Origin of the sequence: Pseudomonas sp. D4002, from assembly GCF_013385665.1 — a bacterium.
Lineage (GTDB): Bacteria > Pseudomonadota > Gammaproteobacteria > Pseudomonadales > Pseudomonadaceae > Aquipseudomonas.
The window spans coordinates 324,720-349,732 of sequence record NZ_JACAPN010000015.1 but is presented as its reverse complement, the minus strand read 5'-3'; the positions used below and the strand labels follow the sequence as shown (position 1 = coordinate 349,732).

The 25,013-nt window shown below is 60.5% G+C and carries 22 protein-coding genes; 7 read left to right on the top strand and 15 right to left on the bottom strand.

Going from position 1 to position 25,013, the window contains the following annotated elements:
• Nucleotides 1–98 precede the first annotated feature (98 nt).
• Nucleotides 99–2,123, bottom strand: coding sequence for a c-type cytochrome (locus HX824_RS09490; protein ID WP_087692803.1), 2,025 nt, complete (start codon nt 2,121–2,123; stop codon nt 99–101).
• 223 nt (nt 2,124–2,346) lie between these two features.
• Between HX824_RS09490 and HX824_RS09485 the strand changes: the two genes are divergently transcribed.
• The 4 genes from HX824_RS09485 (at nt 2,347) to HX824_RS09470 (ending at nt 5,419) form a co-directional block, all read left to right on the top strand.
• Nucleotides 2,347–3,549: a pyridoxal phosphate-dependent aminotransferase gene (locus HX824_RS09485; protein WP_177054461.1), complete on the top strand. Its 1,203-nt coding sequence runs from the start codon at nt 2,347–2,349 to the stop codon at nt 3,547–3,549.
• 39 nt (nt 3,550–3,588) lie between these two features.
• Nucleotides 3,589–4,074, top strand: coding sequence for an N-acetyltransferase (locus HX824_RS09480; protein ID WP_008435578.1), 486 nt, complete (start codon nt 3,589–3,591; stop codon nt 4,072–4,074).
• A gap of 69 nt (nt 4,075–4,143) precedes the next feature.
• Nucleotides 4,144–4,641 carry a hypothetical protein gene (locus tag HX824_RS09475; RefSeq protein WP_003216397.1) on the top strand — a complete coding sequence of 166 codons (498 nt, stop codon included), beginning with the start codon at nt 4,144–4,146 and terminating at the stop codon, nt 4,639–4,641.
• Nucleotides 4,642–4,714: 73 nt separating this feature from the next.
• Nucleotides 4,715–5,419 (top strand): hypothetical protein, encoded by a 705-nt coding sequence (locus HX824_RS09470; RefSeq protein ID WP_003216395.1) that lies wholly within the window; start codon nt 4,715–4,717, stop codon nt 5,417–5,419.
• Nucleotides 5,420–5,541: 122 nt separating this feature from the next.
• Here the strand turns inward: HX824_RS09470 and HX824_RS09465 are convergent, their stop codons facing one another.
• The 5 genes from HX824_RS09465 to glyA form a co-directional block, all read right to left on the bottom strand.
• Nucleotides 5,542–6,627 (bottom strand): pyridoxal phosphate-dependent aminotransferase, encoded by a 1,086-nt coding sequence (locus HX824_RS09465; RefSeq protein ID WP_177054460.1) that lies wholly within the window; start codon nt 6,625–6,627, stop codon nt 5,542–5,544.
• A gap of 149 nt (nt 6,628–6,776) precedes the next feature.
• Nucleotides 6,777–8,219, bottom strand: coding sequence for a cytochrome c (locus HX824_RS09460; protein ID WP_102369855.1), 1,443 nt, complete (start codon nt 8,217–8,219; stop codon nt 6,777–6,779).
• 3 nt (nt 8,220–8,222) lie between these two features.
• The gene (locus HX824_RS09455) at nt 8,223–9,812 is read right to left on the bottom strand and encodes a GMC family oxidoreductase (RefSeq protein ID WP_008435597.1); all 1,590 of its coding nucleotides are present in this window, start codon (nt 9,810–9,812) and stop codon (nt 8,223–8,225) included.
• A gap of 14 nt (nt 9,813–9,826) precedes the next feature.
• Complete coding sequence (locus HX824_RS09450; protein WP_023659207.1) at nt 9,827–10,363, bottom strand: sugar dehydrogenase complex small subunit; 537 nt, start codon at nt 10,361–10,363, stop codon at nt 9,827–9,829.
• Nucleotides 10,364–10,619: 256 nt separating this feature from the next.
• Nucleotides 10,620–11,975: a serine hydroxymethyltransferase gene (gene glyA / locus HX824_RS09445; RefSeq protein ID WP_102369857.1), complete on the bottom strand. Its 1,356-nt coding sequence runs from the start codon at nt 11,973–11,975 to the stop codon at nt 10,620–10,622.
• Between the two features lie 279 nt (nt 11,976–12,254).
• On the opposite strand from glyA, the gene HX824_RS09440 reads away from it, so the two are divergent.
• Together HX824_RS09440 and HX824_RS09435 are read left to right on the top strand one after the other, a co-directional pair.
• The gene (locus HX824_RS09440; protein WP_003216382.1) at nt 12,255–12,860 is read left to right on the top strand and encodes a helix-turn-helix transcriptional regulator; all 606 of its coding nucleotides are present in this window, start codon (nt 12,255–12,257) and stop codon (nt 12,858–12,860) included.
• The gene (locus HX824_RS09435) at nt 12,847–13,743 is read left to right on the top strand and encodes a queuosine precursor transporter (protein ID WP_003216380.1); all 897 of its coding nucleotides are present in this window, start codon (nt 12,847–12,849) and stop codon (nt 13,741–13,743) included. Before HX824_RS09440 ends, HX824_RS09435 begins: the two co-directional genes overlap by 14 nt.
• A gap of 112 nt (nt 13,744–13,855) precedes the next feature.
• Here HX824_RS09435 and queC read toward each other — a convergent pair whose 3' ends face one another.
• From queC to hmpA, 8 genes are all read right to left on the bottom strand, one after another.
• Entirely contained in the window at nt 13,856–14,548 is a 693-nt protein-coding gene (queC, locus tag HX824_RS09430) for a 7-cyano-7-deazaguanine synthase QueC (RefSeq protein ID WP_087692810.1), read from the bottom strand.
• Nucleotides 14,549–14,650: 102 nt separating this feature from the next.
• Nucleotides 14,651–15,538: a heme o synthase gene (gene cyoE / locus HX824_RS09425; protein ID WP_003216376.1), complete on the bottom strand. Its 888-nt coding sequence runs from the start codon at nt 15,536–15,538 to the stop codon at nt 14,651–14,653.
• 11 nt (nt 15,539–15,549) lie between these two features.
• The gene (cyoD, locus tag HX824_RS09420) at nt 15,550–15,885 is read right to left on the bottom strand and encodes a cytochrome o ubiquinol oxidase subunit IV (protein ID WP_003216374.1); all 336 of its coding nucleotides are present in this window, start codon (nt 15,883–15,885) and stop codon (nt 15,550–15,552) included.
• A complete protein-coding gene (locus HX824_RS09415) occupies nt 15,885–16,511 on the bottom strand; it encodes a cytochrome o ubiquinol oxidase subunit III (RefSeq protein WP_008435616.1) in 627 nt (208 codons plus the stop codon). The genes cyoD and HX824_RS09415 overlap by 1 nt, the downstream gene beginning before the upstream one ends.
• A gap of 3 nt (nt 16,512–16,514) precedes the next feature.
• A complete protein-coding gene (gene cyoB / locus HX824_RS09410) occupies nt 16,515–18,533 on the bottom strand; it encodes a cytochrome o ubiquinol oxidase subunit I (protein ID WP_003216371.1) in 2,019 nt (672 codons plus the stop codon).
• A gap of 3 nt (nt 18,534–18,536) precedes the next feature.
• Nucleotides 18,537–19,478 (bottom strand): ubiquinol oxidase subunit II, encoded by a 942-nt coding sequence (gene cyoA, locus HX824_RS09405; protein WP_008435619.1) that lies wholly within the window; start codon nt 19,476–19,478, stop codon nt 18,537–18,539.
• Nucleotides 19,479–20,276: 798 nt separating this feature from the next.
• A complete protein-coding gene (locus HX824_RS09400; protein WP_003216367.1) occupies nt 20,277–20,783 on the bottom strand; it encodes a disulfide bond formation protein B in 507 nt (168 codons plus the stop codon).
• 260 nt (nt 20,784–21,043) lie between these two features.
• A complete protein-coding gene (hmpA, locus tag HX824_RS09395) occupies nt 21,044–22,225 on the bottom strand; it encodes an NO-inducible flavohemoprotein (protein WP_177040291.1) in 1,182 nt (393 codons plus the stop codon).
• Nucleotides 22,226–22,372: 147 nt separating this feature from the next.
• On the opposite strand from hmpA, the gene norR reads away from it, so the two are divergent.
• Entirely contained in the window at nt 22,373–23,917 is a 1,545-nt protein-coding gene (gene norR / locus HX824_RS09390) for a nitric oxide reductase transcriptional regulator NorR (RefSeq protein WP_087692812.1), read from the top strand.
• Nucleotides 23,918–23,973: 56 nt separating this feature from the next.
• Here the strand turns inward: norR and HX824_RS09385 are convergent, their stop codons facing one another.
• Complete coding sequence (locus HX824_RS09385; RefSeq protein ID WP_008435625.1) at nt 23,974–24,885, bottom strand: DMT family transporter; 912 nt, start codon at nt 24,883–24,885, stop codon at nt 23,974–23,976.
• Nucleotides 24,886–25,013 lie beyond the last annotated feature (128 nt).

The window sequence follows — 25,013 nt, the reverse complement described above, 5'->3', positions numbered from 1 at the left end:
AAGCGCAGTGTCAGTCAATACATGGGTGACTGACTCACCGTCTTCGCGAGCAAGCCCGCTCCCACATTGACTGTGCCCACTTCGAATAGGTGGTGGGGTTAGTACCGCGCATCCACGGGCTTACCCCCCTTCGGCCAGTCCTTCACCTTGTCCGGGAAATCCGGACGAGGTTGTTGGGAGAAGTACGCTGCCACATCCACCGCCTCCTGATCCGACAACCCGCCCTGCCCCAACGGGAATTTCTCGTGAAAACCGATCGGCATGTTGCGTTTGACGAACGCCGCCGCCGTGTACAGCCGCGCCATCCCCGCCCCGATATTGAACGACTGCTCGCCCCACAACGGCGGGTACACCAACTCGCCATCCGCCCGCGTCAACCCTTGGCCATTGTCGCCATGGCACACCGCGCATTGCCGGGCGTACACCTGCCTGCCATTCTGCATATCCGGCTTGATCGCCGGGTCGACCTTGCCCACCCCGCGCCCGGCGACTTTGTCTTCGGGCCTGGTGTTGTTTTTCATCCAGTCGAAGTACGCCACCATCGCCTGCATATCCGCCGATTCCGCTGGCAACGGCTTGCCATTCATCGAGCGACGGAAGCAGCCGTTGATCCGCTCTTCCAGGCTCACCACCTTGCCCGCACGCGGCGCATAGCTCGGGAAAAATGCCGAGACGCCCACAAACGGCGAACCATCCGCCACAGTGCCGGCGTTGAGATGGCAGCTGGTGCAGTTCAGCGAGTTGCCCACGTTATTGGGCAGCAGTTCCTTGGTCTGCAGGTGCAGGCGCATGCCGCGTACCACCTGATCGGCATTCGGCGCCGCCAACAATTCGGCCAGGCGTGGGGTTTCAAACGCTGACGAGTCGGTGGTGACCGGGTTGAGCTGGCCGCGCATTTTCTTCACTTGGGCAGCCGTGACAGGCGTGCCTTCGTTGCCCCAACTGCTGCGCACGAAACTGAGGATTTCAGCGATTTCCTGATCCGCCAACCGCGCAAACCCAGGCATGGTGTAGACCCGTGGATGGGCTGCGGTCTCGGCGGTTTCCCAACCGGTGAGGGTGATGTGCAGCAGTGACGTCGGGTTGTTCGAGGCAACGCTCGGGTTGCCGGCCAACGGCGGGAACAGCCCTTTCACCCCGCCGCCATCGCTGCGGTGGCAGTCACTGCAAAACTGCATATAGCCCAGGCCACCACGGCTGGTGAACAAGTCCTTGGGCGGTGCGGCGGGTTCGTGGGCCACGGCGGGCATCGGCAGGTCGTCCTTGCCCGGCGGCAGGGATTTGAGATACGTCGCGATGGCGGTCAAATCGGCATCGGTGAAGTGTTGGGTACTGTGATGAATCACATCCGCCATGTTGCCCGCGACCGTGGCAAAGCGGTTCTGCCCGGTCTTGAGCAATTGCACGGTGTCGTCCACCGTCCACAGGTTGCGCAGGCTCAAGGCGCGCCAGTGCTCGACAGTCTCCCCGGCCAGGTAATGCCGGCCACTGCGGCCCGCGTCGCTCATGGCTTTTTCCTGGAAGGCGATGCCGCGCGGGGTGTGGCACGAGCCGCAGTGGCCCAGGCCCTGGACGAGGTAGGCGCCACGGTTAAGCACGTCATCCTTCGCCGGGTCCGGCACGAATGGTTGCTTGTCGAGAAACGCCAAATTCCACAACGCCAGGCCCCAGCGCTGGTTGAACGGGAAGCCCATCTCGGCGTCCAGGTTGGGTTTGTTCACCGCCTCCACGCCCTGCATCAGGTAGGCGAACAAGGCGCGCATGTCGCCTTCGCTCATCTTCGCGTAGGACGGGTAAGGCATCGCCGGGTACAGGTTCTGCCCGGCCGGCGTCACGCCTTCACGCATCACCCGGTCGAACTGCTCGAAGGTGTACTGGCCGATGCCGGTGTCACGGTCCGGGGTGATGTTGCTCGAATAGATCGTGCCCATCGGCGTGCCCAGTTCCAGCCCGCCGGCCATCTGCGCGCCTTGCCTGGCGGTGTGGCAGGCGATGCAGTCGCCCAGTTGGGCAACGTATTTGCCCTGTTCGATCAGCGTGGGGTCGGCTTCGTTGGCGTGCAGGGGAAGGGAAAGGCACAGCACCACCCCCACAAGGCCCAGACGTGACAGGGGAAAAATCATCGCACTATTCCTTTAATAACCCGGCCTGGGGCGGTCCCCTCGGCGCAGGTCTGCAATCGTTTTTATTGGGTCATCAGGCAGATAACCGGGGCATGGTCAGCCCCAGCTTCGTTGTAGCGGATTTTTTGCGCGCGGCCCTTGATGTGGATCAGGCGCCATGTTCTACAGTGGAACTGAAATTGACTAATTGACGCGGGCATCGATGTCGGCGAGGAGAGCAAGGATGCGTTATTCACCCTTTGTGGGGCGCATTGGCGGCGAATCCGTCAGTGCCTGGGATATTCACTACGCCGCCGCCGAAGCCCAACTGCGGGGCGAAGACGTGATTGTGCTCAGTGTCGGCGACCCGGATTTCGCCACACACAGCGCGATCTGTGAAACCGCCGTGGACGCCCTGCGCGCCGGCGACACCCACTACACCCCTGTGCTCGGCCGCCCGAAACTGCGGGAAGCCATCGCGGCCCGGCAGAGCCTGCTGCAAGGGATTGCGGTGCACGCCGACAATATCGCCCTGGTCGCCGGCGCGCAGAATGGCCTGTTCGCGGCCTGCTTGTGCCTGTTCAGCCACGGCGATGAAGTGCTGGTGCCAGAGCCGATGTACCTGACCTACGAGGCCTGTGTCCAAGCCTCGGGGGCACGCATTAAAACCGTCGAACAACCGGCCGCCAACGGCTTTCGCCTGACCCGCACCGCGCTGCAAGCCGCGATTACCGACAAGACCCGGGGCATCGCCCTCGCTACACCGTGCAACCCCACCGGCAACGTCTACTGCCGCGAAGAGCTGGAAGCTGTCGCCGAAGTGGCACGCGCCCACGACCTGTGGGTGATTTGCGATGAAGTGTATGGGCAGCTCATCTATGACGATCAACACCTGAGCATCAGCGCATTACCCGGCATGGCCGAGCGTACGGTGGTGCTCAACAGCCTGTCGAAAAGCCACGCCATGACTGGCTGGCGGGTAGGCTGGGTGGCAGGCCCGCCCACGTTGATCAGCCATCTGGAGAACTTGCTGCTGTGCATGATTTACGGCCTGCCAGGGTTTATCCAGGCGGCGGCGCTCAAGGCACTGGAACTGGATGAGGCCTTGGTCAGCGATGCCCGTGCGGTGTATCGGCGCCGGCGTGACCTGGTGGTGAACGCGTTGAGTGCGATCAGCGAGCTGGACTGCCGAGTCCCCCAGGCGGGCATGTTCATGCTGGTGGACGTACGCCGCACCGGGCTCACCGGCCGGGAATTCGCCTGGCAACTGTATCGCCAGACCGGCGTATCGGTGCTTGACGCCCAAGCGTTTGGCGCCAGCGCCGAAGGGTTTGTGCGGGTTTCGTTTACCGTCGCCGATGACACCCTCAGGGAGGCTTGCCAGCGCATTGCCGGCTTCGTCGAAGGGCTTGGGGCCGACGCCGCGCCTTTACGTGATCGCCGATAACGGGCATAAAACGCCCTTTGCCCCGTTCGAAGGACTGCCATGTCTCAAGGATTGACCTATCGCCAGGCGCACCTGGATGACCTGCACACCCTGTGCGTGCTGGGCCAGCCGCTGAACCGCCTGCACCACCAGGAACGGCCCGATATCTACCGTGACGCCACCGACCAGGTGGAGCGCGACCAGTCCCATTGGCGGCCCTGCCTGACCAGCCGGGTTCAGGCGGTGTTTCTTGCCGAGCAGCACGGCGTTGGTGTTGGATTTATCACCGCGCAAATCATCGAGACCGCCAGCCCGTTGTTGCAGCCGCTGCGTGTTGCCAGGATCGGCTCGATCTGCGTGCTGGAGGCACACCGCGGCCAGGGCATTGGCCGTGAACTGATGGCGCTCGCCGAACGCTGGGCCATCCGCCAGGGCGCCCGGGATTTGCGCCTGACCGTCTGGGCCTTCAACGAACCGGCGCAGCGGCTGTACGAGGAATTGGGCTACGAAAAACGCGCCTTCGAAATGGGCAAGCGCCTCGGTTAAATCGATGGACAAGCCACGCGCGGCCCGGCGAATATCGACGCCCAACTTCATCAGGCACGGACGCTGACCATGCTCGACATTCTTCAGGGCACGCCCCTTTGGGTGTACGCCGTTTATCTGTGGATCTGCTGGTACGGGATCAAAGCCACCCGCGGCAGCCGCGAAAACCACCGGTCACTGGTTATCCTGCCGGTGGTGCTGGTGATCTGGTCGCTGTTGTCCATTGAGCATTCAACGCTGTCGATCGGTTGCTGGCTGGGCGGTGCCGCCGTGGGCTGCCTGTTGGCGATGGCGATGTTCACCGCCAAGGGTGCAAGCCTCGATGGCCACACGCTGGTGCTGCCCGGCACCTGGAAAATCCTGCTGATCTCCCAACTGTTCTTCGCCGTGAAGTATTACCTCGGTTACCAGCACGCCGTGCACCCGTTGCTGTCGAGCACCGCGCCAATGCTGGCCCTGGCGGGCGGGGCTTCGGGTTTTACCGTTGGGCTGTTTTGCGGGCGGGCGATCAAGCTGCAGCGGGCGTTGGCATCATTCAACCGCGATGAGGGCATTGTGCTGCCTTGACCTGATCCCCCTCCCCGCTGAAAATGCGCGACGCTTTTCCCGTCTCCCCGTTTACTGAAGTAGTGAAATTTCAATGTCTGATTCCCGCACCGAAGAATCCGTAGTCGCCTTGCAATCCAAAGCTGAATACGAAAACGCCATCAATCTTTCACAGCACGTGCCGGCGGCCAAGACCATCAGTGAAATGGTGCTGGACGCGTTCCACACCTCCAAGGAAAGCGACCAGATCCGCGAGCTGCGCGTGGCCATCCGCCAGGCCCACGACGCTTTCGACGACGACAAGGCCTACGACCTGATGGGCGAGCTCAAGCAGCTCAAGGACGCCGAAGCCGCCGACAACGCCGCCCTCGAAGACCTGAACAGCAAGTTCTCCATCAGCCGCATCCTGTCCAGCTTCAAGGACGACCCGGAGTTCCAGGAGCTGGTCTACGGCCTGGCCCTCAAGGTGCTGAACCAGACCCACCAGGCCATCAGCAACCCGAGCGCCGGCAAAGGCAAGGCTTCCCGCCCGAAGAAGGAAGTGGAAGTGTTCGCCATCAGCAAGGACGGCATCAGCGTCACCCTGCCGCTGCGTTCACCGCGCTCCAAGCCGAACGTGGACCGTGAGGCGTTTGAATTCCTCGGCTTTACCTTTGTCGGTGAAGGTGACGAGGCGGAACTGGAAGTTGAAACCTTTGTGGATAACTCGGGCGCCGAGCAACCACTGACGCGTAAAAGCATCATCACCGCGCTGCAGCAGCAGACGGCGTTTGAGGGCTACAGCATCGCCCAGCAGTAACTCGATCTAAATGTGGGAGCGGGCTTGCTCGCGAAGACGGTGGGTCAGTCACGTATGCATTGACTGACACTCCGCTTTCGCGAGCAAGCCCGCTCCCACATTTGACCTGCGTCGCAGCGAATTCAGCCTACGACTTGAGCCGCAAACACCTCGCGAAACCGCTGCATCTCATCAGCGTTGCCCACGGTGACCCGCACCCACTGCGGCCAGTTTTGCCACACGCGCCCAATCTTCACGCCCTGCTCGCCCAGCCGCTCGATGACCTGTTCCGCCGGACGGCGCACATCAATCATGAAGCAGTTGCTGTGAGACGCCGTGCAGGTGAATCCGCGGTTTTTTAGCCAGGCCACCGTCTCATCCCGCAACCGGGTATTGAGCGCCTTGCGCGCCGGCACCAGTTGCGTATCCGCAAGGCTGGCGCGGGCGGCCAGCAGGCTGGCGGCCGCCGGCACGTTGTCCCCGCCAAACACCGCCAGTTGTTCCAGCAGCTGCGGATGACCGATCGCAAGCCCCAGGCGTGCGCCGGCCAGGCCGTAGATTTTCGAGAACGTGCGCAGCACCAGCAAGTCGTCATGGTCCTTGACCCACGCCACACAACTGGGTGCGTCACTGAAGTCGATGTAGGCCTCGTCCACCAGCAAAATGCTGCCCTGGGGTTTGCGCGCCAGTGCCTGTTCGATGGCCTTGGCGGGTGTGAGGGTGCCGGTGGGATTGTTCGGGTTGCAGAGGTAGATCAGGCCGGGCTGCCGGTCAACGGTGAGCATGGCGGGAAGGTCATGGGCGTGATCGGCGGTGAGGTCCACTTCATGCACCCTGGCCTTGCACGACTCGGCTGCCTGGCGCGGAACTTCGTAGGAAGGCGTGGCCATCACCAGGCTGCGGGTTTCGCTGGTAAACGCCAGCACCGCGTAGCGCAACGCGGCCATGGAGCCGGCGAACACCGCCACCTGTTCCTCCAGAATGCCTTGCTGTTTGGCAAACTGTTCGACCAGCGCGTACATGTCCGGGTACGGGTAGCGCCCCGAAACGGCAATACCGCGCTGCATGGCCTGCCGCGCAGCCGGCGAGGGCCCGTAGGGGCTTTCGTTGTAGTTGAGCAGCACCTGGGGCGCCGCCACGGCGGGGCTTGCCTCAGCCCAGTCCAGGCGACCCAGCAACGGCAAGACCGCGCCCAGTGCGATCAGGGAACGACGACTCACGTTGACCATGAAGACCTCTCCTTGTCGGCTCGCAGCTTCAGGTGCGGGATTCGCCCCCGTTCCTGCAATTGGGTATGACGAGGAAAACAGCCGGTGATTTACCCAACCAACAAAAAGCCCCGCACTTCATACCGAAGGCGGGGCTTTTGCGTTTCCGGCTAGTTGGAATGAAAACGCCGGTTCAACGCGATCCGCTTGGCCTCCACTGCCCGCAGGTGTTGGTGGTGACGGCGCCACAGCAACAGCACGATGATCAGCACCAGCACCACCAGGCCACCGCCCCACAGCAGGTACGGCATGGCCGTGATCAACAACGGCGCATCCCCGCCACGACGCAGGCTGGTGACTTCTTCGGAACTGACGCTCAGCGCCGGGTTGCCGAAGGTGTGCAGGCTGTAGTTGGCGATGGCGGCGATTTGCGCGTCGTTCAGGTCACCGCCCAGGGCCGGCATGCTCACGGCGCCGTCGGCACCTTTGCGGTCGATGCCCGCGATGATCGCCATCACCAGGTTGTTGGCCTGGTTGCCGTTGAGCGCGGTGTTGAGGCTCAGGGACGGGTAGAACTTGTCAGCCGAGCCCTGGCCATCGCGGCCGTGGCAGCTGGAGCAGGCCGAGTTGTAGAGGCGTGCGCCATCCAGTCCGGTGGCGTCGGCCAGTGAGGCTTGATCGCCCTGGCCGGTTTCCAGGGTGCTCATGTCCACCGGCTTGACGTCACGCACCACCCGCTCGGTTTGCCCGGGATCGCGGATCGGCGGCACGTTGTGCAGGTAGGCGGCCATGGCATGCAGGTCGCTGTCGCTGAGGTAGCGGAAGCTGTTTTCCACGGCTTCGGCCATGCCGCCCGCGGCTTGGGCCTTGTCGGCGAGGTGACCGTTTTTCAGGAAGTTGACCAGGTCGTCCTCGCTCCAGTCGCCGAGGCCACTGACCTTGTCGGAGGTGATGTTGGGCGCGACCCAGCCACCCAGTTTCGCACCGGCCAGGTACTGGCTGTTGTCCTCGGCCATCAAGGCATTACGTGGGGTGTGGCAGGCGCCGCAGTGGGCGAGGTTGTCCACCAGGTACTGGCCACGGCTGGTCTGTTCGGTGGCGCCAGGCTTGGGCACGAAACCCTGGCTGTCGAGGAACACCAGGTTCCAGCCGAACATCAGTTGGCGGATGTTGAACGGGAACGCCAGGTGCGTTTCCGGCACCGGCTGGTCCACGGCTTTGACGCCCTGTTGCAGGTACACGTACAAGGCGTGGATGTCGTCATCGCTCATGCCCTGGTAAGAGGTGTAGGGCATCGCCGGGTACAGGTGCTGGCCCTTGGCGTTAATGCCTTTGCGCAAGGCGTCCGCCAGTTGTTGCTCGGTGTAGTCGCCGATGCCGTAGGCCTTGGACGGGGTGATGTTGCTGGAGATGATCTTGCCCATGGGCGAGTCGATCACATACCCGCCGGCCAGCGGCGCGCCGCCATTCTCGGCGGTACGGTGGCAGGCTTCGCAGTCGCCGGCACGGGCGACATACGCACCTTTCTGGATCAGCGCGGCAGTGTCTTCAGCGGCAAACACCGGCAACGCGGTGAGCAGCAAGGCCAGCAGCGGAAATTTAAGCAATCCCATCACCTAGACCTCCCGCGCAATGATGTCGGCCATACGGATACTCAGCGCCACGCCGGCCAGGGTCGGGTTGATGGTGCCGGAGGCCGGTATCACCCCGGTGGTGGCGAGAAACAGGTTGGCGTGGTCGTGGGTGCGGCACTCGTGGTTGACCACCGAATCCTTGGGGTTGGCGCCCATGATCACGGTGCCCATCAGGTGGTCGCGGTTCTGGTAGCCGGTGTTGTCTTCCACCACCGTGCCGCCCATCAGCTGCACGAAGTGCGCATAGTCTTCAGTGACGCCGGCCTTGGCCGCCTTCACGTAGTCGCCCACCTCGTAGTTGACCACCAGCATCGGAATGCCCAGGGCGTCCTTGCGGGTGCGGCTCGGGCGCACGGTGTTGGTCTGCAATGGCAGGGTTTCATACACGGTAGAAACGTCGACCCAACGCGCCGCATCGTGGCGGATGCGTTCGTCCAGCTCCTTGCCGTACACCCCCTGGGCGATCAGCCGCTTGGCCACGGCAATGTTCGGCACGTTGTTGGAGATCGAGTGTTTGACCGAGGCCCGCTCCTTGCGGAACTCGCCGTCGCGGCGGTTGAAAATCCCGCCCTGCTGCACCGCGCCACGTCCCGGCCACAACGGCTCGTCGGCGATAAATTGCAGGCCCTGGCCGGTGTGGTCCATCAGGTTGCGACCGACCTGGTCGGAGGAGTTGGCCACCTCGGAAATCAGCAGCAGCTTGGGGGTTTCCAGGCCGTGGGCGGCAACGATGAAGTACTTGGCAGTGAGCCGCACATCGGCGCCGGTGGAGCTGCGGTAATGGATGGCGACGATCTTGTCGTCCGCGCCTTTTTCCAGCTTGTAGGCGGTGGCGTCGGTGATCAGCTTGGCGCCGGCCTGTTCCGCATGGCGGGCGTGCACGTCGCCGCTGTACATCGCGCCGATGGGGCAGACCGGCATGCAGTTGTTGTTGCCGCTGCACGCCGGGCGCCCGTCGTAGGGTTCAGTGGCACGGCCATTGGGCTCATGGATAAAGTGATACCCCGCCGGGGCCATGCGTTCGCGCAGGCGCTGGAACAGGTAGGTATCACCTTCCGGCGCCATCGGGTACGGGCTTGAGCGTGGCGGGAACGCGCCGCCGCCCTGCCCGCTCTGGTCCTGGGTGTCACTGCCGCATACGCCCAGGGCAATTTCCGCACGCACGTAATAGGGTTCCAGCTCGCTGTATTCCAGCGGCCAGTCGCGACCTACGCCGTAGAGCGTCTTGAGTTTCATATCGTTGGGCAAGTAACGCCAGCACGCTGCCGCCCAGTGCCAGGTGGTACCGCCCACCAGTTTCAACATGCCGGGGCGGAACTCGAAAGAACCGGTGTTCTCGATGTATTGCTCATCGTAAGAATGATGGGCCCACGGTTCATTCGGATAGGGTGAGTTGTAATTGCCCTTGTTCGACGAATTACGGAAGTTCTCGACTATCTTCCAGCGGGGAATATGTTCACCGGCTTCCAGAATAATCACTGACTTGCCGTGCCTGGCCAATTCAAATGCTGCGTTACTGCCTAATGCGCCGGAGCCAACCACAATGACATCGGCGTCAAAATCCTGATTCATAAAAGTGCCTTGTCTTAGTCGTTGGCCAGCGTGGCCGGAGGATTGACCCAGTAATTGGTTTTTCCCCGGGAGTACGTCGGGATCACCGTGGCGTCCGCGGTCGGCGCATAGGCCAGGGCGCCGGTGAAGGTGACCAGGCGCGTGCCGTCGGTGGCGCGCAGGGACACCGGCGTGCCGGTGTAGCCCAGGTACCAGGCGGAGACGATTTTCTGCGTCGTGTCCTTGATCACCGGGTCGGCGTAGAACGGGCTGCCGGACAACTGGCCGACGTTGCGCAAGTGATGCTGGCCAACCTTGCTCCACAAGGCTTTGATCTTCTCGGGGAATGCAGGGTCGTTCCGGGTGCACTGGGCCAGGATGCGCAAGGACAAGGCGGCATCCAGGTTCGAGCGTTCGAGGAGGAACATCGACAGTTGGCGGAAGGATTCAATGTCGTCGCTGGCGGCGCTGCTGACTTCCTGCGCCAGCGCGGCACCTGCCCACAGCGGGGCAAACAGGCCAGCACCGGTCAAGGCTGCGCCTGAATACAGGAGTTTTCTTCGGGTTATCACGGGATATCTCCTCATGAGTCGAACAACTATCGGCGCACGGGCCTAGTTCGACTTCACTGCAAAAGGCTGAGTACTTCGTTCACGGAGGTTGAACGGACTTTAAGAGCCCTTTTTATAACTGCCAGGAGAACGCCAAGCTGTCGTGCAGCTTGTTAATGATGAGAATGAGCAACAACGCGACCGTCTATAACAGCCGCTTAAACACCGTACAGCAATTTATCCTGCAATAACATGAAACATCCATTTGGATGTTTGCTCAGTTGTGCAGGTAATCCGCGAGGGGATACTTCGCGCACAAGGCTTGAGCCTGCAAGCGCAGTGATTCCTGTGCATTCGGATCCAGGGTGAACTTGTGCTCGTTGAGGGGCGTGACGGCATCGAGTACCCGGCACACCAGTTCGACGACCTGCCGACATCCATCGGCGTCGAGCTGGCGTTGCGCCAGGGAGCCGGTGCCGATACACAACCCGCCAGCGACGAATGATGGTCGCGTCTCTCCCGGTGCGCGATGCTTGTCCACGATGATGCCGCACTGCTCCAGCGCCGCCTGGGCGATGGCGCCGGTGATGCCGCCACGCAAGCGAATCAGCACCGAGTGGTTTTCACTGCGCCCGCCCACCACCTCGTAGTCACAGGCCTGGAACGCGCTGGCCAGTTCGTCGGCCGTGGTGCGAATACGCGCCATCCAGGCGTCGAAATCCGCGGACATGGCGTAGCCGAACGCCGCCGCCTTTGCCGCGATCATGTTGAAGGCCGGTGCGCCCTGCATTCGTGGGAACACGGCTTGATCGAGGAGCCGGCTGAAGCTGGTCTTAAGGCCCGGCACCTTGGTTTCGGCGTCGCGACCGGAAAGGATCAGGCCGCCACGCGGGCCGCCCAGTTGTTTATGGGTGCACAGCGTAGTGACGTGGGCTGCGTCGATCGGGCTCGGATGGCGCCCGGTGGCGACCAGGCCGGCGATGGTCGAAATGTCCGCCAGCAGGATCGACCCGGCTTCGTCGGCAATCCCACGCAAGCGCGCGAAATCAATGGTGTGCGAGTAGGCCGTCGCCCCGCAGATGATCACGCGCGGGCGATGGGCCAGCGCCAGTGTGCGCACCTGGTCGTAGTCGATAACACCCTTGGAGGTAGTGCCGTACCTGAGCGCCTTGTAGTTCGCGCCGGTGAACGCGACGGGGCTGGCGTGGCTCAGATGCCCGCCGTGATCGGGGGCCATGCCGAGCACGGTGTCTCCCGGCTCCAGCAAGGCCGCCAGTACCTGATAGTTGGCAGTCGACCCCGAGTGTGATTGCACGCCGGCGTATTGCGCACCGAACAGCTCACGCGCTCGGCGCACAGCCAGGGCTTCGACCCGGTCGGCATTCTCGCAGCCGGCGTGATGACGCCAGCCGGGCGTGCCCTCGGCGGTCACGTTGACCAGCAGCGAGGCGGACGCCGCCAGGATATTCGGCCTCACTGCGCAGGACGAAGCGGCCAGCGACAGCGTCTGGTGTTGGCGCGTGACTTCCGCATCCAGCAACGCTGCCAGCTCCGCGTCTTCTGCCCGTAGATCCGCCAGCCCTCGTTGCAGCAGGTCGGCCTGGTGGGTAAGTGGTTGCGTGTCGACTGCCATTGTCCTGTGTTCCTTCCCTGAAAATCCCGTGCGCCTTTCCGTTGGGCGCAGGGCAATTAAGCAGAAAAATGAACATTTTCCAAATTAAATGATTCTTTTTGGCTGAGCATAGGGGGACAAGACGCGGTTTTTCCTGGCTGAATGCTGGCCAATCGCCAAAAAACTGATCACGGTCTTTATTCTTGTGGCAGGCGCATGCAACACTTCGCGCCGCGGCGAAGCACGCACCCCCAGCGCAACATGGACGCTCTGTGTAGAACATAAGGAAGTGGTGGGCATTTGATTCACAGAAAAGAACGCACCGAGTATTTGAAGAGCAATATCAAATACCTGATCAAAAGCCGCGGAGAGACGCAGCTGTCGTTGTGCAACGCGGCCGGCCTGACCAGAACCACGATCTACAACATTCTGGAAGGCAAGGTCGTCAACGTACAGCAGTCCACCATCCGCAAGATCTCGGATTTCTTCGGCGTTTCCTATGAAGAAATCGAGACCCTCGACTTCGAAGAAAAAGAGATCATCGACAGCAGTATTTCCCCCCAGGGCAACATGAACCCTGCTGCCGTGCCGATCATCAAGCAAAGCCAGGTCATGGCGAGCATGGACAAGCGCATTGGCGAACTCGCCACGCTGTACCCGCTGACCTACTACTTCGGCACTTCCTACAACTTGATAGCCGTGCTGCTGGAACATGCGATTGCCGGCGTCAACGAGCCGGGCGATTTGTTGATCGTGCAGAAAGGGACGTCGAGCGACGACAAGGAAAAGTTGGTGTACGACAGGCTCAGCAAAAAACTATTTATCACGGATCAAGCGTGTGTCAGCTCGGATCGTATCTGTGTGGTGGGAGATATCATCGAGGAGCGCTTCAATGACAACGTATGAGCACGAAGTCGAGAACAGCAAATACAAGTTGCTGGGGTTCGAGAATGACAAGAGCCTGGCGGTGATCATGGTGATCGCCACGGGCAAGATCATTCGGATAAAGCTGAGCGAAGTGCTGAACAGCGAAATCATGGACAATTTAAACAAAATGGAAGTGAAGAACATGTACAAGAAGTTCTACTCACAGGGCGGAGCGCTGACCGCGTACGACCTCAACGACCGCAACGAGAACTCATGGATGATTTACATCATCCTGAACCTGCTGCTCTTTACGTTCTATATCTTCACCAGCATCGCCGCGACCAAACCTATTTACCTGGAGTCGCTGGGCATTATCGTCACGCCCGGCACGTTCCTTTACCCGCTGACGTTTCTGATCGTGGACTTGCTCAACGAACAGTTCGGCCTGCGGCTGGCGAGACGGGCCATCCTGTTTGCGTTTGCCAGTAACGCGATGATCATCATCCTGCTCTACGGCTCGACCTTCCTCCCCGGTTTGCCAGGCTGGAAGCTCGACGGGCCTTACAACGACGTGATCATCCAGGTGTCGTCGGTGCTCATCGCCTCTTCGGTTTCGTTCCTGGTGTCGGAGAACATCAACTCGTACCTGCTGTGCAAGATCAAGGAGCTGACCAATTCCAGGTACCTGTTCCTGCGGATTTTCCTGAGTACGTTCTTCGCGGTGATCATCGACAGTTTCCTGTTCTGCTTCATCGCGTTCTACGGTGCCATGCAGACCAGCGACATCCTGAACATGATCTACGTGCAGATCGCGATCAAGGTTTGCTTTGCCTTCTTCAACATCCTGCCGGCCTATGGCGCCCGCTCGCTGTTCAAGCGCTACATCACGGGCGATACCCAGGCCCAACCGCACGCCAGCTGATGATCGTTCCCACGCTCTGCGTGGGAATGCCGCGTTGGACGCTCCGCGTCCGCCTTTGTGACGCGGAGCGTCACGGGATGCGTTCCCACGCGGAGCGTGGGAACGATCGACATCACGCCAGTTTGCTTTTCAGGCTCTGCATGACGGCTGCCTTGTTTTCGAGGTAGTCGTTCAGGCCACGTGCGCGAAGGTTGCACGCGTCGCAGTTGCCACAACCCGTGCCGATAATGCCGTTGTAGCAGGTCAGGGTCTGGTTGCGGATCAGGTCCATCTGCTGGTGATCGTCCGCCAGGGCCCAGGTCTCGGCCTTGTTCAGCCACATCAACGGCGTTTCCAGGCGCACGTCGTATTCCATGCCCAGTTGCAGCGCTTTGTTCAGCGCCTTGACGAACTCGTCCCGGCAATCGGGATAGCCGGAGAAGTCGGTTTCACACACCCCGGTGATCACCGTTTCCGCCTTGACCTGGTAGGCGTAGATCGCCGCGAGGGTCAGAAACAGAATGTTCCTGCCAGGCACGAAGGTGCTCGGCAAACTCTCGCCCGAGCTGTTCACCGTGGGTACCGGAATGTTGTCGCGGGTCAGGCTGCTGATGGCCAGCTCGTTCAACAGCGACACGTCCATCACTTTGTGAACGGTGGCGCCCAGCTGTTTGGCGAGTTTCTGTGCGACTTCGATTTCCGCCACATGGCGCTGGCCATAATCGAAGGTAATGCAGTGCACCTCGTCATACAGCGCCAGTGCCTGGATCAGGCAGGTGGTCGAATCCTGCCCACCACTGAATACGATAACGGCTTTTTTACTCATCACGCTGCTTCCTGCATTTGTAAGATTTGGCATAGTTTAAAGGCCCCTCAATAAAAAACCCCGCGCTTCTTTCGAAGGCGGGGTTTTTTACTGCTCGATCACTCAGTGAGCGTACGTCAGCAGCAACTCTTTCGGCACCTGGAAATCCAGGGACATCATCACGCTCAAGGCGGTGATGGTGAAGATCGAGAAGACGAACAGCTTGCGTGCCCAGACGGTGTCATCCACCGCCTTGTAGCCGGTCCAGGCCATGTACAACCAGTACATGCCCATGGCGGCGGCAACGGCGAGGTAGCTCATGCCGGCGTAGCCACTGAAGGTCAACATCAAGGTCGCCACGAGGAAGGCCAGGATGTAGAGCAGGATGTGTTTCTTGGCGACCTTGATGCCACGCTTGACCGGAAGAACCGGAATCGAGGCAGCCAGGTAGTCGTTGAAGCGGAAGATCGCGATGGCATAGGAGTGCGGCATCTGCCACAGGCTGAACATCACCAGTAGCACCAACGCGGCCATGTCGAAGCTATTGGTCACAGCCACATAACCAATCACCGGCGGCATCGCCCCCGACAGACTGCCCACCAGCGTGCCGTGAACCGACTTGCGCTTGAGGTACAGGCTGTAGAAGCCGACGTAGATGACGAAGCCGATCACGGCAAACAGCGCCGCCAGCGGGTTGGCCACCTTGTACAGCAACACCACGCCGGCGATACCCAGGATGGTCGCGAAGATCAGTGCCAGTTTCAGGGAGATAAGGCCCTGGACCAGCACACGATTCTTGGTGCGTTCCATCTTGATGTCGATATCGCGGTCGATGCAGTTGTTGAATACACAACCGGAAGCTACCACCAGGGACGTGCCGATCATCGCAGCCAGGAAAATGGCCAGATCGACATGCCCCTTGGAGGCCAGGAAGAAACCGCCTGCCACAGAAAGCACGTTACCGAAAATGATCCCCGGTTTGGTGATTTGGATAAAGTGCTTAAGCGACATCGGGTCTTACCTCACTTCGCCATCATGAACGTATGGATGCTGAACATGATCCATACCGACAGGCCAACCAGCAGGAGGATCACCAAACCTGCGAACACGAACGCAATCACGTTATCGCGCTGAGCCTTCGAGCGGTCCAGGTGCAGGAAGTACACCAGGTGAACCAGGACCTGGATCACCGCGAACGCCAGGACGATCATCAAGGTGATCGACTTCGGCAAGGTTGGGTACATCACCAGGCCGAACGGGATCAGCGTCAGGATGACCGACAGGATGAAGCCAATGGCGTACGACTTGACGCTGCCGTGGCTGTCATCATGGCTGTCATGGGAATGTGCATTAGCCATTACAGAGTCCCCATCAGGTAGACAACGGTGAAGACGCAGATCCAGACCACGTCCAGGAAGTGCCAGAACAGGCTCAGGCAGCTCAGGCGAGTCTTGTTGGTGTTGGTCAGGCCATGTTTGTTGACCTGATACATCATGGTCGCCATCCAGATCAGACCGGCAGTCACGTGCAGACCGTGGGTGCCTACCAGCGTGAAGAACGCCGACAGGAAGCCGCTACGGTGCGGGCCGTAACCTTCGGAGATCAGCAGGTGGAACTCGTTGACCTCCATGCCGATGAAGCCCAGGCCGAACAGGAAGGTCAGTGCCAACCAGCTCAGGACGCCTTTCTTGCTGCCCTTGTAGAAGGCCAGCATGGCGAAGCCGTAGGTGATCGAGCTGAACAACAGCAAGGCGGTTTCGCCGAGCACGTAAGGCAGTTCGAAGATGTCGTGGCCCGACGGGCCACCCGCTACGTTGTTTACCAGTACCGCGTACACCGCGAAGATCGACGCAAACAAGATGCAGTCGGTCATCAGGTAGAGCCAGAAACCGAATACGGTCATTGGCCCCGAGTCGTGGTGATGGTCATCGTGCCCATGGTCATCGACATGGGCGTGTCCAGCATTGGTCACTAAGTTCGACATGGTTTAAGCCTGTTCCAACGAGGTTTCAACACGGTTGGCCGGGATCTTCTTCTCGGCAACCAGGCGAGCGTGTTGCTCGGCTTCGATGCGTTCGATCACGTCGACCGGCACCATGTAGCCTTGGTCATCACGGGCAGCGTGAACGATGAAGTAGCCGATGGTGCCCACCAGGCTCACGATGGCCAGCCACCAGATGTGCCAGATCATCGCGAAACCGAACACGGTCAACAGCGCGCCCATCACAACGCCGGTAGCGGTGTTGTTAGGCATGTGGATCGGTTCGTAACGCGCAGGCTTCTGGTACGCAGTACCGTCTTCCTTGGCTTCGGTGAACGGATCGATGCTGTCAGCCTTCGGCAGTACGGCAAAGTTGTAGAACGGCGGTGGCGACGAAGTCGACCATTCCAGGGTGTGTGCATTCCATGGGTCGCCGGATTCGCACATGTTCTGCTTGCGATCACGCACGCTGACATACAGCTGGATCAGCTGGCAGGCGATACCCACAGCGATCATCAGTGCACCCACCATGGCAACGTACAGGTACGGTACCCACTCAGGGTTGGTCGTGGCGTTCAGACGACGGGTCATGCCCATGAAGCCCAGAGCGTAGAGCGGCATGAACGCGACGAAGAAGCCCGAGATCCAGAACCAGAATGCAGCCTTGCCCCAGCCTTCGTGCAGCTTGAAGCCGAACGCTTTCGGGAAGTAGAAGCTGAAACCTGCGATGTAGCCGAATACTGCGCCGCCGATGATCACGTTATGGAAGTGAGCAATTACGAACAGGCTGTTGTGCAGTACGAAGTCAGCACCCGGGATAGCCAGCAGTACGCCGGTCATGCCGCCGATCGCGAAGGTCACCATGAAGCCCAGGGTCCACAGAACCTGGCTGGTGATACGCAGACGACCGTGATAGATGGTGAATAGCCAGTTAAATAGCTTCACCCCCGTCGGGATGGAAATCAGCATCGTCGCCAGTCCGAAGAACGCGTTGACGCTGGCCCCCGAACCCATGGTGAAGAAGTGGTGCAGCCAAACCATGAAGCCCAGTACCGAGATCGCGCCCGAGGCGTAGATCATCGAGTGGTGACCGAACAGGCGCTTGCCCGAGAAGGTCGAGATCACTTCAGAGAAGATACCGAACGCTGGCAGGATCAGGATGTACACCTCAGGGTGACCCCATGCCCAGAACAGGTTCACGTACATCATTGGATTGCCACCAAGTTCATTGGTGAAAATGTGGAAATCCAGGTAACGGTCAAGCGACAGCAACGCCATGGTTGCAGCCAGGATCGGGAACGATGCAACGATCAGTACGTTGGCCCAGGTGCAGGTCCAGGTGAAGATCGGCATGTCCATCAGCTTCATGCCCGGGGCGCGCATTTTCAAGACGGTGGCCAGGAAGTTGACCCCCGTCAGTGTCGTCCCGAGTCCTGATAACTGTAGCGCCCAGATGTAGTAATCCACACCCACGCCCGGACTGTAGGCCAGGCCCGACAATGGCGGATACGCAACCCAACCGGTCTTGGCGAATTCGCCGACGCCCAGGGACAGGTTGATCAGCACTACGCCGGATACCAGCAGCCAGAAGCTCAGGGAGTTCAGGAACGGGAACGCAACGTCACGCGCACCGATCTGCAGCGGCAAGGCAAGGTTCATCAGGCCGGTGAAGAAAGGCATCGCCATGAAGATGATCATGATCACACCGTGGGCGGTGAAGATCTGGTCATAGTGTTCAGGAGGCAGGTAGCCAGGCGAACCCTCGGTGGCCATGGCCAACTGGGTACGCATCATGATGGCGTCGGCAAAACCACGCAGCAGCATGACCATGGCAACGATGACGTACATGACGCCGATTTTCTTGTGGTCGACCGAAGTCAGCCACTCGGTCCACAGGTAGGTCCACTTCTTGAAGTAAGTGATACCTGCAAACAGTGCCAGACCACCCAGCGCGATCATGGCGATGGTCACCATCACGATCGGCTCGTGGAACGGGACCGCATCCCAACTTAATTTACCAAACATCGTTTACTCCTCTGCCCCAGCAGTTGAATGCGAGCCCGTGTCAGAACCTTCAACCGCGGCCACTTCTTTCTTCTCGTGCTCGATCGGCTTGCCTGGCTTCATACCTTCGTACTTGTCGACGATTTTCTGAAACAGGTCCGGCTCGTACGTGGAGTACAGGGCGACTGGGTTGTTCTGGCTTGGTTTGGCAAGGGCGTCGTATTCAGCTTGATCAAGCTGTTTAGGTGCGGCCTTGACTTCGGCTACCCAGGCGTTGAAATCTTCCTGGCTCGTCGAGATCGCTTTGAATTTCATGCCGGTGAAGCCAGCACCGCTGTAGTTGGCGGAGATGCCTTCCATTTCAGCTTTCTCGTTCGCGATCAGGTGCAGACGGGTCTGCATGCCTGCCATCGCGTAGATCTGGCCACCCAGTGCAGGGATGAAGAACGAGTTCATCACGGCGTCGGAGGTGATCCGGAAATTAAGCGGGGTGTTCTCCGGGAACCGGATCTGGTTCACAGTGGCGATACCCAGGTCCGGGTAGATGAACAGCCACTTCCAGTCCAGCGCGACCACTTCGATGTTGATCGGCTTGACGTCGGAGTCCAGCGGACGGTACGGGTCCAGCTCATGGGTCGACTTATAGGTGATGTAACCCAGGGCGATGATGATGAGGATCGGCACCAGCCACACCGCGATTTCAATCTTGGTGGAGTGCGACCACTTCGGCGCATAGGTGGCGCTGGTGTTCGACGCGCGGTATTTCCAGGCGAACGCGAACGTCATGATGATCACGGGCACCACGACCAACAGCATCAGCAGGGTGGCGGTGATGATCAGGTTGCGTTGATCCAGACCGACCTGACCTTTAGGGTCGAGCAAGGTCCACTTGCAGCCTCCCAGCATTAACATCATGCCAAGCAGCGGCAAAAAGCCTAGTAATCGGGGGTACCTGTTTTTACTCATCTCACGACCTCTAAAGCAGCTTGCGCAATGCAGTTGGGTTTTGATCGCCAACACTTCACCCTGCCAAGGGTTGGCATTTCTCTTCGATTGAATAAGGGCCTGCCCGTCGCACCTTGCGCGAATCGACACGTCCCGGGCTAGCGGTGAGTTCTTATTCGAATTCGTTGGTCAAAGGCCTTGTTACAGACCAATTCCATTTGGTGCGGATAGTTGAAAGGCTGCCGGCACCTGGGGTCGCATGAAACGTTACATCCGCTTCTCGACCGCCCTAGTTTGCTCAGGGGTGAGCAGCACCGGACATTCAGTGCGGGCGATTGTAGTTAGCTAGCGATGTATAAACCATGTCTTATCCAGAAATAATTTTTATCGTTTCCAGCAATAATCCTTCACCATTATTGCAAAGGTCCGCGATCGTATCGCGTTTGATTCTCTACAAAAACCACAAAAAATGCCGTGTTATTGGGCAATCTGCCACATCCCTTACAGCCTGTAAGGGCATCGAAAACGGATCCAAGTCCCCTAAAAACAAGGCATTCGGACATCGGGCAATGTCGCCGACCGCACGCCACTCGCGGCGTCGGCCAGACGACGAACTGACAGCCATAAAACGCCGCTTCATGCAAATTTATGGCGCGTTTACGAGCGTCAGAAACGTCCTGCGACAGCTTCCGTGTGACAACATGTCGCACGCTGCGCACACCCAAACTTGCCCCGCGTCACGGCCTCTTCACAAATGCCTACAAACAAAAACGCCCCAGCCTTCTTTAGAGGAAGGCCGGGGCGTTGAGTTGTAACCGCTTAGGCGTTGCCCTGGCGATTACGGTAAATGCCCAGTGGCACCAGGATCACCGTCAGCACAAAGGCCACCAGCGCCCACTGGGCCAGGGACAGGCCGAGCACGGGCGGGTACGGCGTCTCGCAGAAGCCGTCGACCTGGAACCCCAGGGGAAATACCGAGGCCAGCGGCAAGCCATCGACAATCGGTTGCAGCACGTCGATGCCGCAGCTGACCTTCGGAAAGAACTGGATGTACACGTGATAGCCGGCAGCGGCGACGCCCCCCAGGGCGCTGAGGGTCACCAGTGCTTCAAACACCGTGACACTGCGGGTGGTGCGCATGGCGGCACCGATGAAGGCGAAGATCGCGATCAGCAGCAAGGCATAACGTTGCAGGATGCACAGCGGGCAAGGGGCCTCGCCCAGCACCACCTGCATGTACAGCGCCCCACCGATCAGCGCCAGGCAGATGATGCCCAGCAGTACCAGAAAGCGTCGCTCCCTGCCCAAACGCAATTCGTCGATCATCCCCGTTTCCCTTTAGCCAATGATGGTTGTGCCAATGGCCGCAAGTTTACACGCGGACGGTGAAAGTTGAGCAGTTGGCGTGTGGAGGTTTAAACAGGAGGCATTAACAGGAGATTAATCAGGGAAAATGGAGATCAAAATGTGGGAGCGGGCTTGCTCGCGAAAGCGGAGTGTCAGTCACTGAATGTGTGCCTGATACACCGCCTTCGCGAGCAAGTCGAATCGTCGCACCGCCGCTCCCACATTTTTGACCGAGTAAGTTATTCCAGAGCCGACGCCGGCCCAAAGAACTCATACCGGCTCTGCGCTTCCGGCACACCCAGGGCCTTCAAGTGACGCTTGATCGCCGCCATGAAGCCTTTAGGCCCCAGGAAGTACGCATCCACATCGCGCTCCTGCGGCAGCCACGCCGCCAGTTGCTCCTGGCTCAGCATCCCGACCTTGTCCGCCGCCGGGCTCACGCCATCATCCTCGGCGTAGCAATAGAAGCGCTTGAGCTGTGGATGCTGCGCCGCCAGGCCGTCCACCCATTCGCGGAACGCATGCACGCCGCCATTACGCGCGCAGTGGATAAAGTGAACCGGACGCTCGGTGGCCAGCGCCGCTTCGAGCATCGGCAATGTTGGCGTGATGCCCACGCCGCCGCTGATCAGCACCAATGGCTTGTCGCTGGCCGCCAGGGTGAACTCCCCCGAAGGCGGGAACAGATCGATGGTCGCACCCACCTGGAACTGGTCATGCAGGTAGTTCGACACCCGCCCACCGGCTTCGCGCTTGACGCTGATGCGGTACTGGCCCGAATCGCCACGCGCCGACAGGGAATAGTTGCGGCGCACTTCCTCGCCCTCCAGCACCAGCTTCATGCCGATGTACTGCCCAGGCTCGGCGGCCAGGATCGGGCCGTTATCCACAGGCGCGAAGTAAAACGAGACAATTTCCGCGCTCTCCTCCACACGCTTGACCAAGGTGAACGGCCGCGCGCCACGCCAGCCGCCCGGTGCTTGTTCCTTCTCTTTATAGATAGCCGCCTCGGCACCGATCAGGATGTCGGCCAATTGGCCATAGGCGGCGCCCCAGGCACTCATCACTTCAGGGGTGGCGATTTCGCTGCCCAGCACTTCGGAAATTGCCCGCAGCAGGCAGGTACCGACAATCGGGTAATGCTCCGGCAGGATCTGCAGGGCCACGTGCTTGTTGATGATCTTTGCCACCAGATCGCCCAACTGGTCGAGTTGGTCGATATGCCGGGCGTACATCAGCACGCCGTTGGCCAAGGCCCGGGGCTGGTCGCCGCTGGCCTGGTGGGCCTGGTTGAACAGCGGGCGTACTTCTGGGTATTCGGACAGCATCATCCGGTAGAAATGGGTGATCAGGGCTTCGCCGCCACTTTCCAGCAGGGGCACGGTGGATTTGACGATGGCACGGTCTTGGGCACTAAGCATGGCAGACTCCTGAGTCTTCTTACTGAATACCCTTTACTACTCAGTATTCATGCCAACTAATAAATCCTTATAAATCAAATACTTAATATTAATGTAGTCAGTATGACTTCCTACGCTATATAGTCACTATGACTACAAGGAGTCATTATGACTGCGAAGCCGCTGCTCACCACCCTGCTGCCCCTGGTCGCCGACCTGTCCCGCGAGTTGCCCGAAGGCGAGCGTTACCGGCGTCTGCTCCAGGCCATGCGCGCCCTGCTACCCTGCGACGCGGCCGCCCTGCTGCGCCTCGACGGCGAATGGCTGGTGCCGCTGGCGGTGGATGGCTTGAGTACCGACACCCTCGGCCGGCGCTTCAAGGTCAGCGAACATCCGCGTTTCGCCGTGCTGCTCAGCAGCCCCGGCCCTACCCGCTTTGACAGCGACAGCGAACTGCCCGACCCCTATGACGGCCTGGTGGATGGCCTGCACGGGCATCTGGAAGTCCACGACTGCATGGGCTGCCCGCTGTTTGTCGACGACCGGCCCTGGGGCCTGCTGACCCTCGACGCCCTGGATACCGAGCGCTTCGAACGGGTGGAACTGGACGCCCTGCAAGCCTTCGCCAGTCTCGCCGCCGCCACCGTCAATGTCGCTGAACGCATTGAACGCCTGGCCCTGCGCGCCGAAGACGAACACCAGCGCGCCGAAATCTACCGCCAGGCCAGCGGCCAGCAGCACAAGGAAATGATCGGCCAGAGCAAGAGCCACAAACGCCTGGTGGAAGAAATCAACCTAGTGGGTGGCAGTGACCTGACGGTATTGATCACCGGCGAGACCGGCGTGGGCAAGGAGCTGGTGGCCCAGGCGATCCATGCTGCATCAAACCGCGCCGAGAAACCGCTGATCAGCCTCAACTGCGCCGCCCTGCCGGAAACCCTGGTGGAAAGCGAACTGTTCGGCCACGTGCGCGGGGCGTTTACCGGCGCGCTCAACGAACGCCGGGGCAAGTTCGAGCTGGCGAATGGCGGCACGCTGTTTCTTGATGAAGTGGGCGAGTTGTCCCTCACCGTGCAGGCCAAGCTGCTGCGGGTGCTGCAAAGTGGCCAGTTGCAGCGCCTGGGGTCTGACAAGGAGCACCAGGTGGATGTGCGCCTGATCGCCGCCACTAACCGGGATCTGGCCGAAGAAGTACGCAGCGGCCGCTATCGTGCCGACTTTTATCACCGTTTGAGTGTGTACCCGCTGCAAGTCCCGGCGCTGCGTGAGCGCGGTCGCGATGTGCTGTTGCTGGCGGGCTTTTTCCTTGAACAGAACCGCTCACGCATGGGCCTGGGCAGCCTGCGCCTGACCAGCGATGCCCAGGCGGCACTGCTGGCTTATACCTGGCCGGGGAATGTGCGCGAACTGGAACACTTGATCGGCCGCAGCGCCTTGAAAGCCCTGGGTAACTGCCGGGAGCGCCCGAAGATTCTCAGCCTCAGCGCGGCGGATCTGGACTTGCCGAACGCCACCGCGCCACCGCTCGAAGCGCAGCCCGACCCCGTGCCGGACGTCACCGGCGACCTGCGCCTGGCCACCGAGAACTACCAGCGCCAGGTCATCAGCGCCTGCCTGGAACGCCACCAGCACAACTGGGCCAGTGCCGCCCGCGAGCTGGGCCTGGACCGGGCCAACCTGGGACGAATGGCCAAGCGCCTGGGCCTGAAGTAATGAACGGTGATTCTCAGGTAAAGGAGATCAAATGTGGGAGCTGTCGAGCCCCCACACTAAACCTGCTTCGCCTTGTAGATTGGATTGATCGGCGCGCCAGCCTTGGGCTTGCGAAACACCAACACATTCCCCAGCATCACCAGCACCAACCCCGCCAACGCCGGCGCCGTCCACTGATAGCCCTCGGCAAACGCCGAGACGTTCAACGCCACCACCGGGAACAGCACGGTGCAATACGCCGCCCGCTCCGGCCCCATGCGCCCGACCAGGGTCAGGTAGGCGGTAAAGCCAATCACCGAACCCGGGATCACCAGGTACAGCAGCGAACCGATGTACCGGCTGTTCCATTCCATGTCGAACGGAATGCCCTGCACCGCGCAGTACATCGCCAGCATCGACGCACCATAGGCCATGCCCCAGGCATTGGTGGTCAGTGGCTTGAGGCCCGCCTTCTGCTGCAGGCTCGACAGCATATTGCCCGCCGAGAAACACATGGTGCCGAGCAATGCCAAACCCAGGCCGAGCAAGGTTTGCGGGCTGGCGGTGTGCCCCACCAGTTCCGGCCAGAACAACAGCCCCAGGCCCAGCAAGCCAAGGCCGCCGCCCATCAACACATTGCGTGCGACCTTCTGCCCGAAGAACACCCGGGCGTTCAGCGCGTTCCACAAGGTGGCCGTCGAGAACACCACCGCCACCAGGCCGCTGGGAATCCACTGGCTGGCGGTCAGGAAGCACATGAAGTTGACGCAAAACAGGCACAGGCCCTGGGCCAGGCAGATCAGATGCCCGCGCCGGTTCATCACCTGCAGCTTGCGGCTGAGCAGCAGCATCACGAACAGCACCAGCGCCGCGAGGCCAAAGCGATAGACGATGGACACCGGAATCGCCACCACGCCCAGTTGCCACTTGAGGGCAATCCAGGTGGTGCCCCAGATCAATACGGTGAGTAAATACAGGAAAAGGTTCATGGCGGGCTCCGAGGGTTGAGCCACAGTTTCGCCCCTGGCGGCACCAGGTCTCTTGCACATTCTTGCGCTTTTGTCGGCTGCCGGGATCACAGCCGCCGCCGCGGGGAGTAGGATGCAAGCCGTCAGAG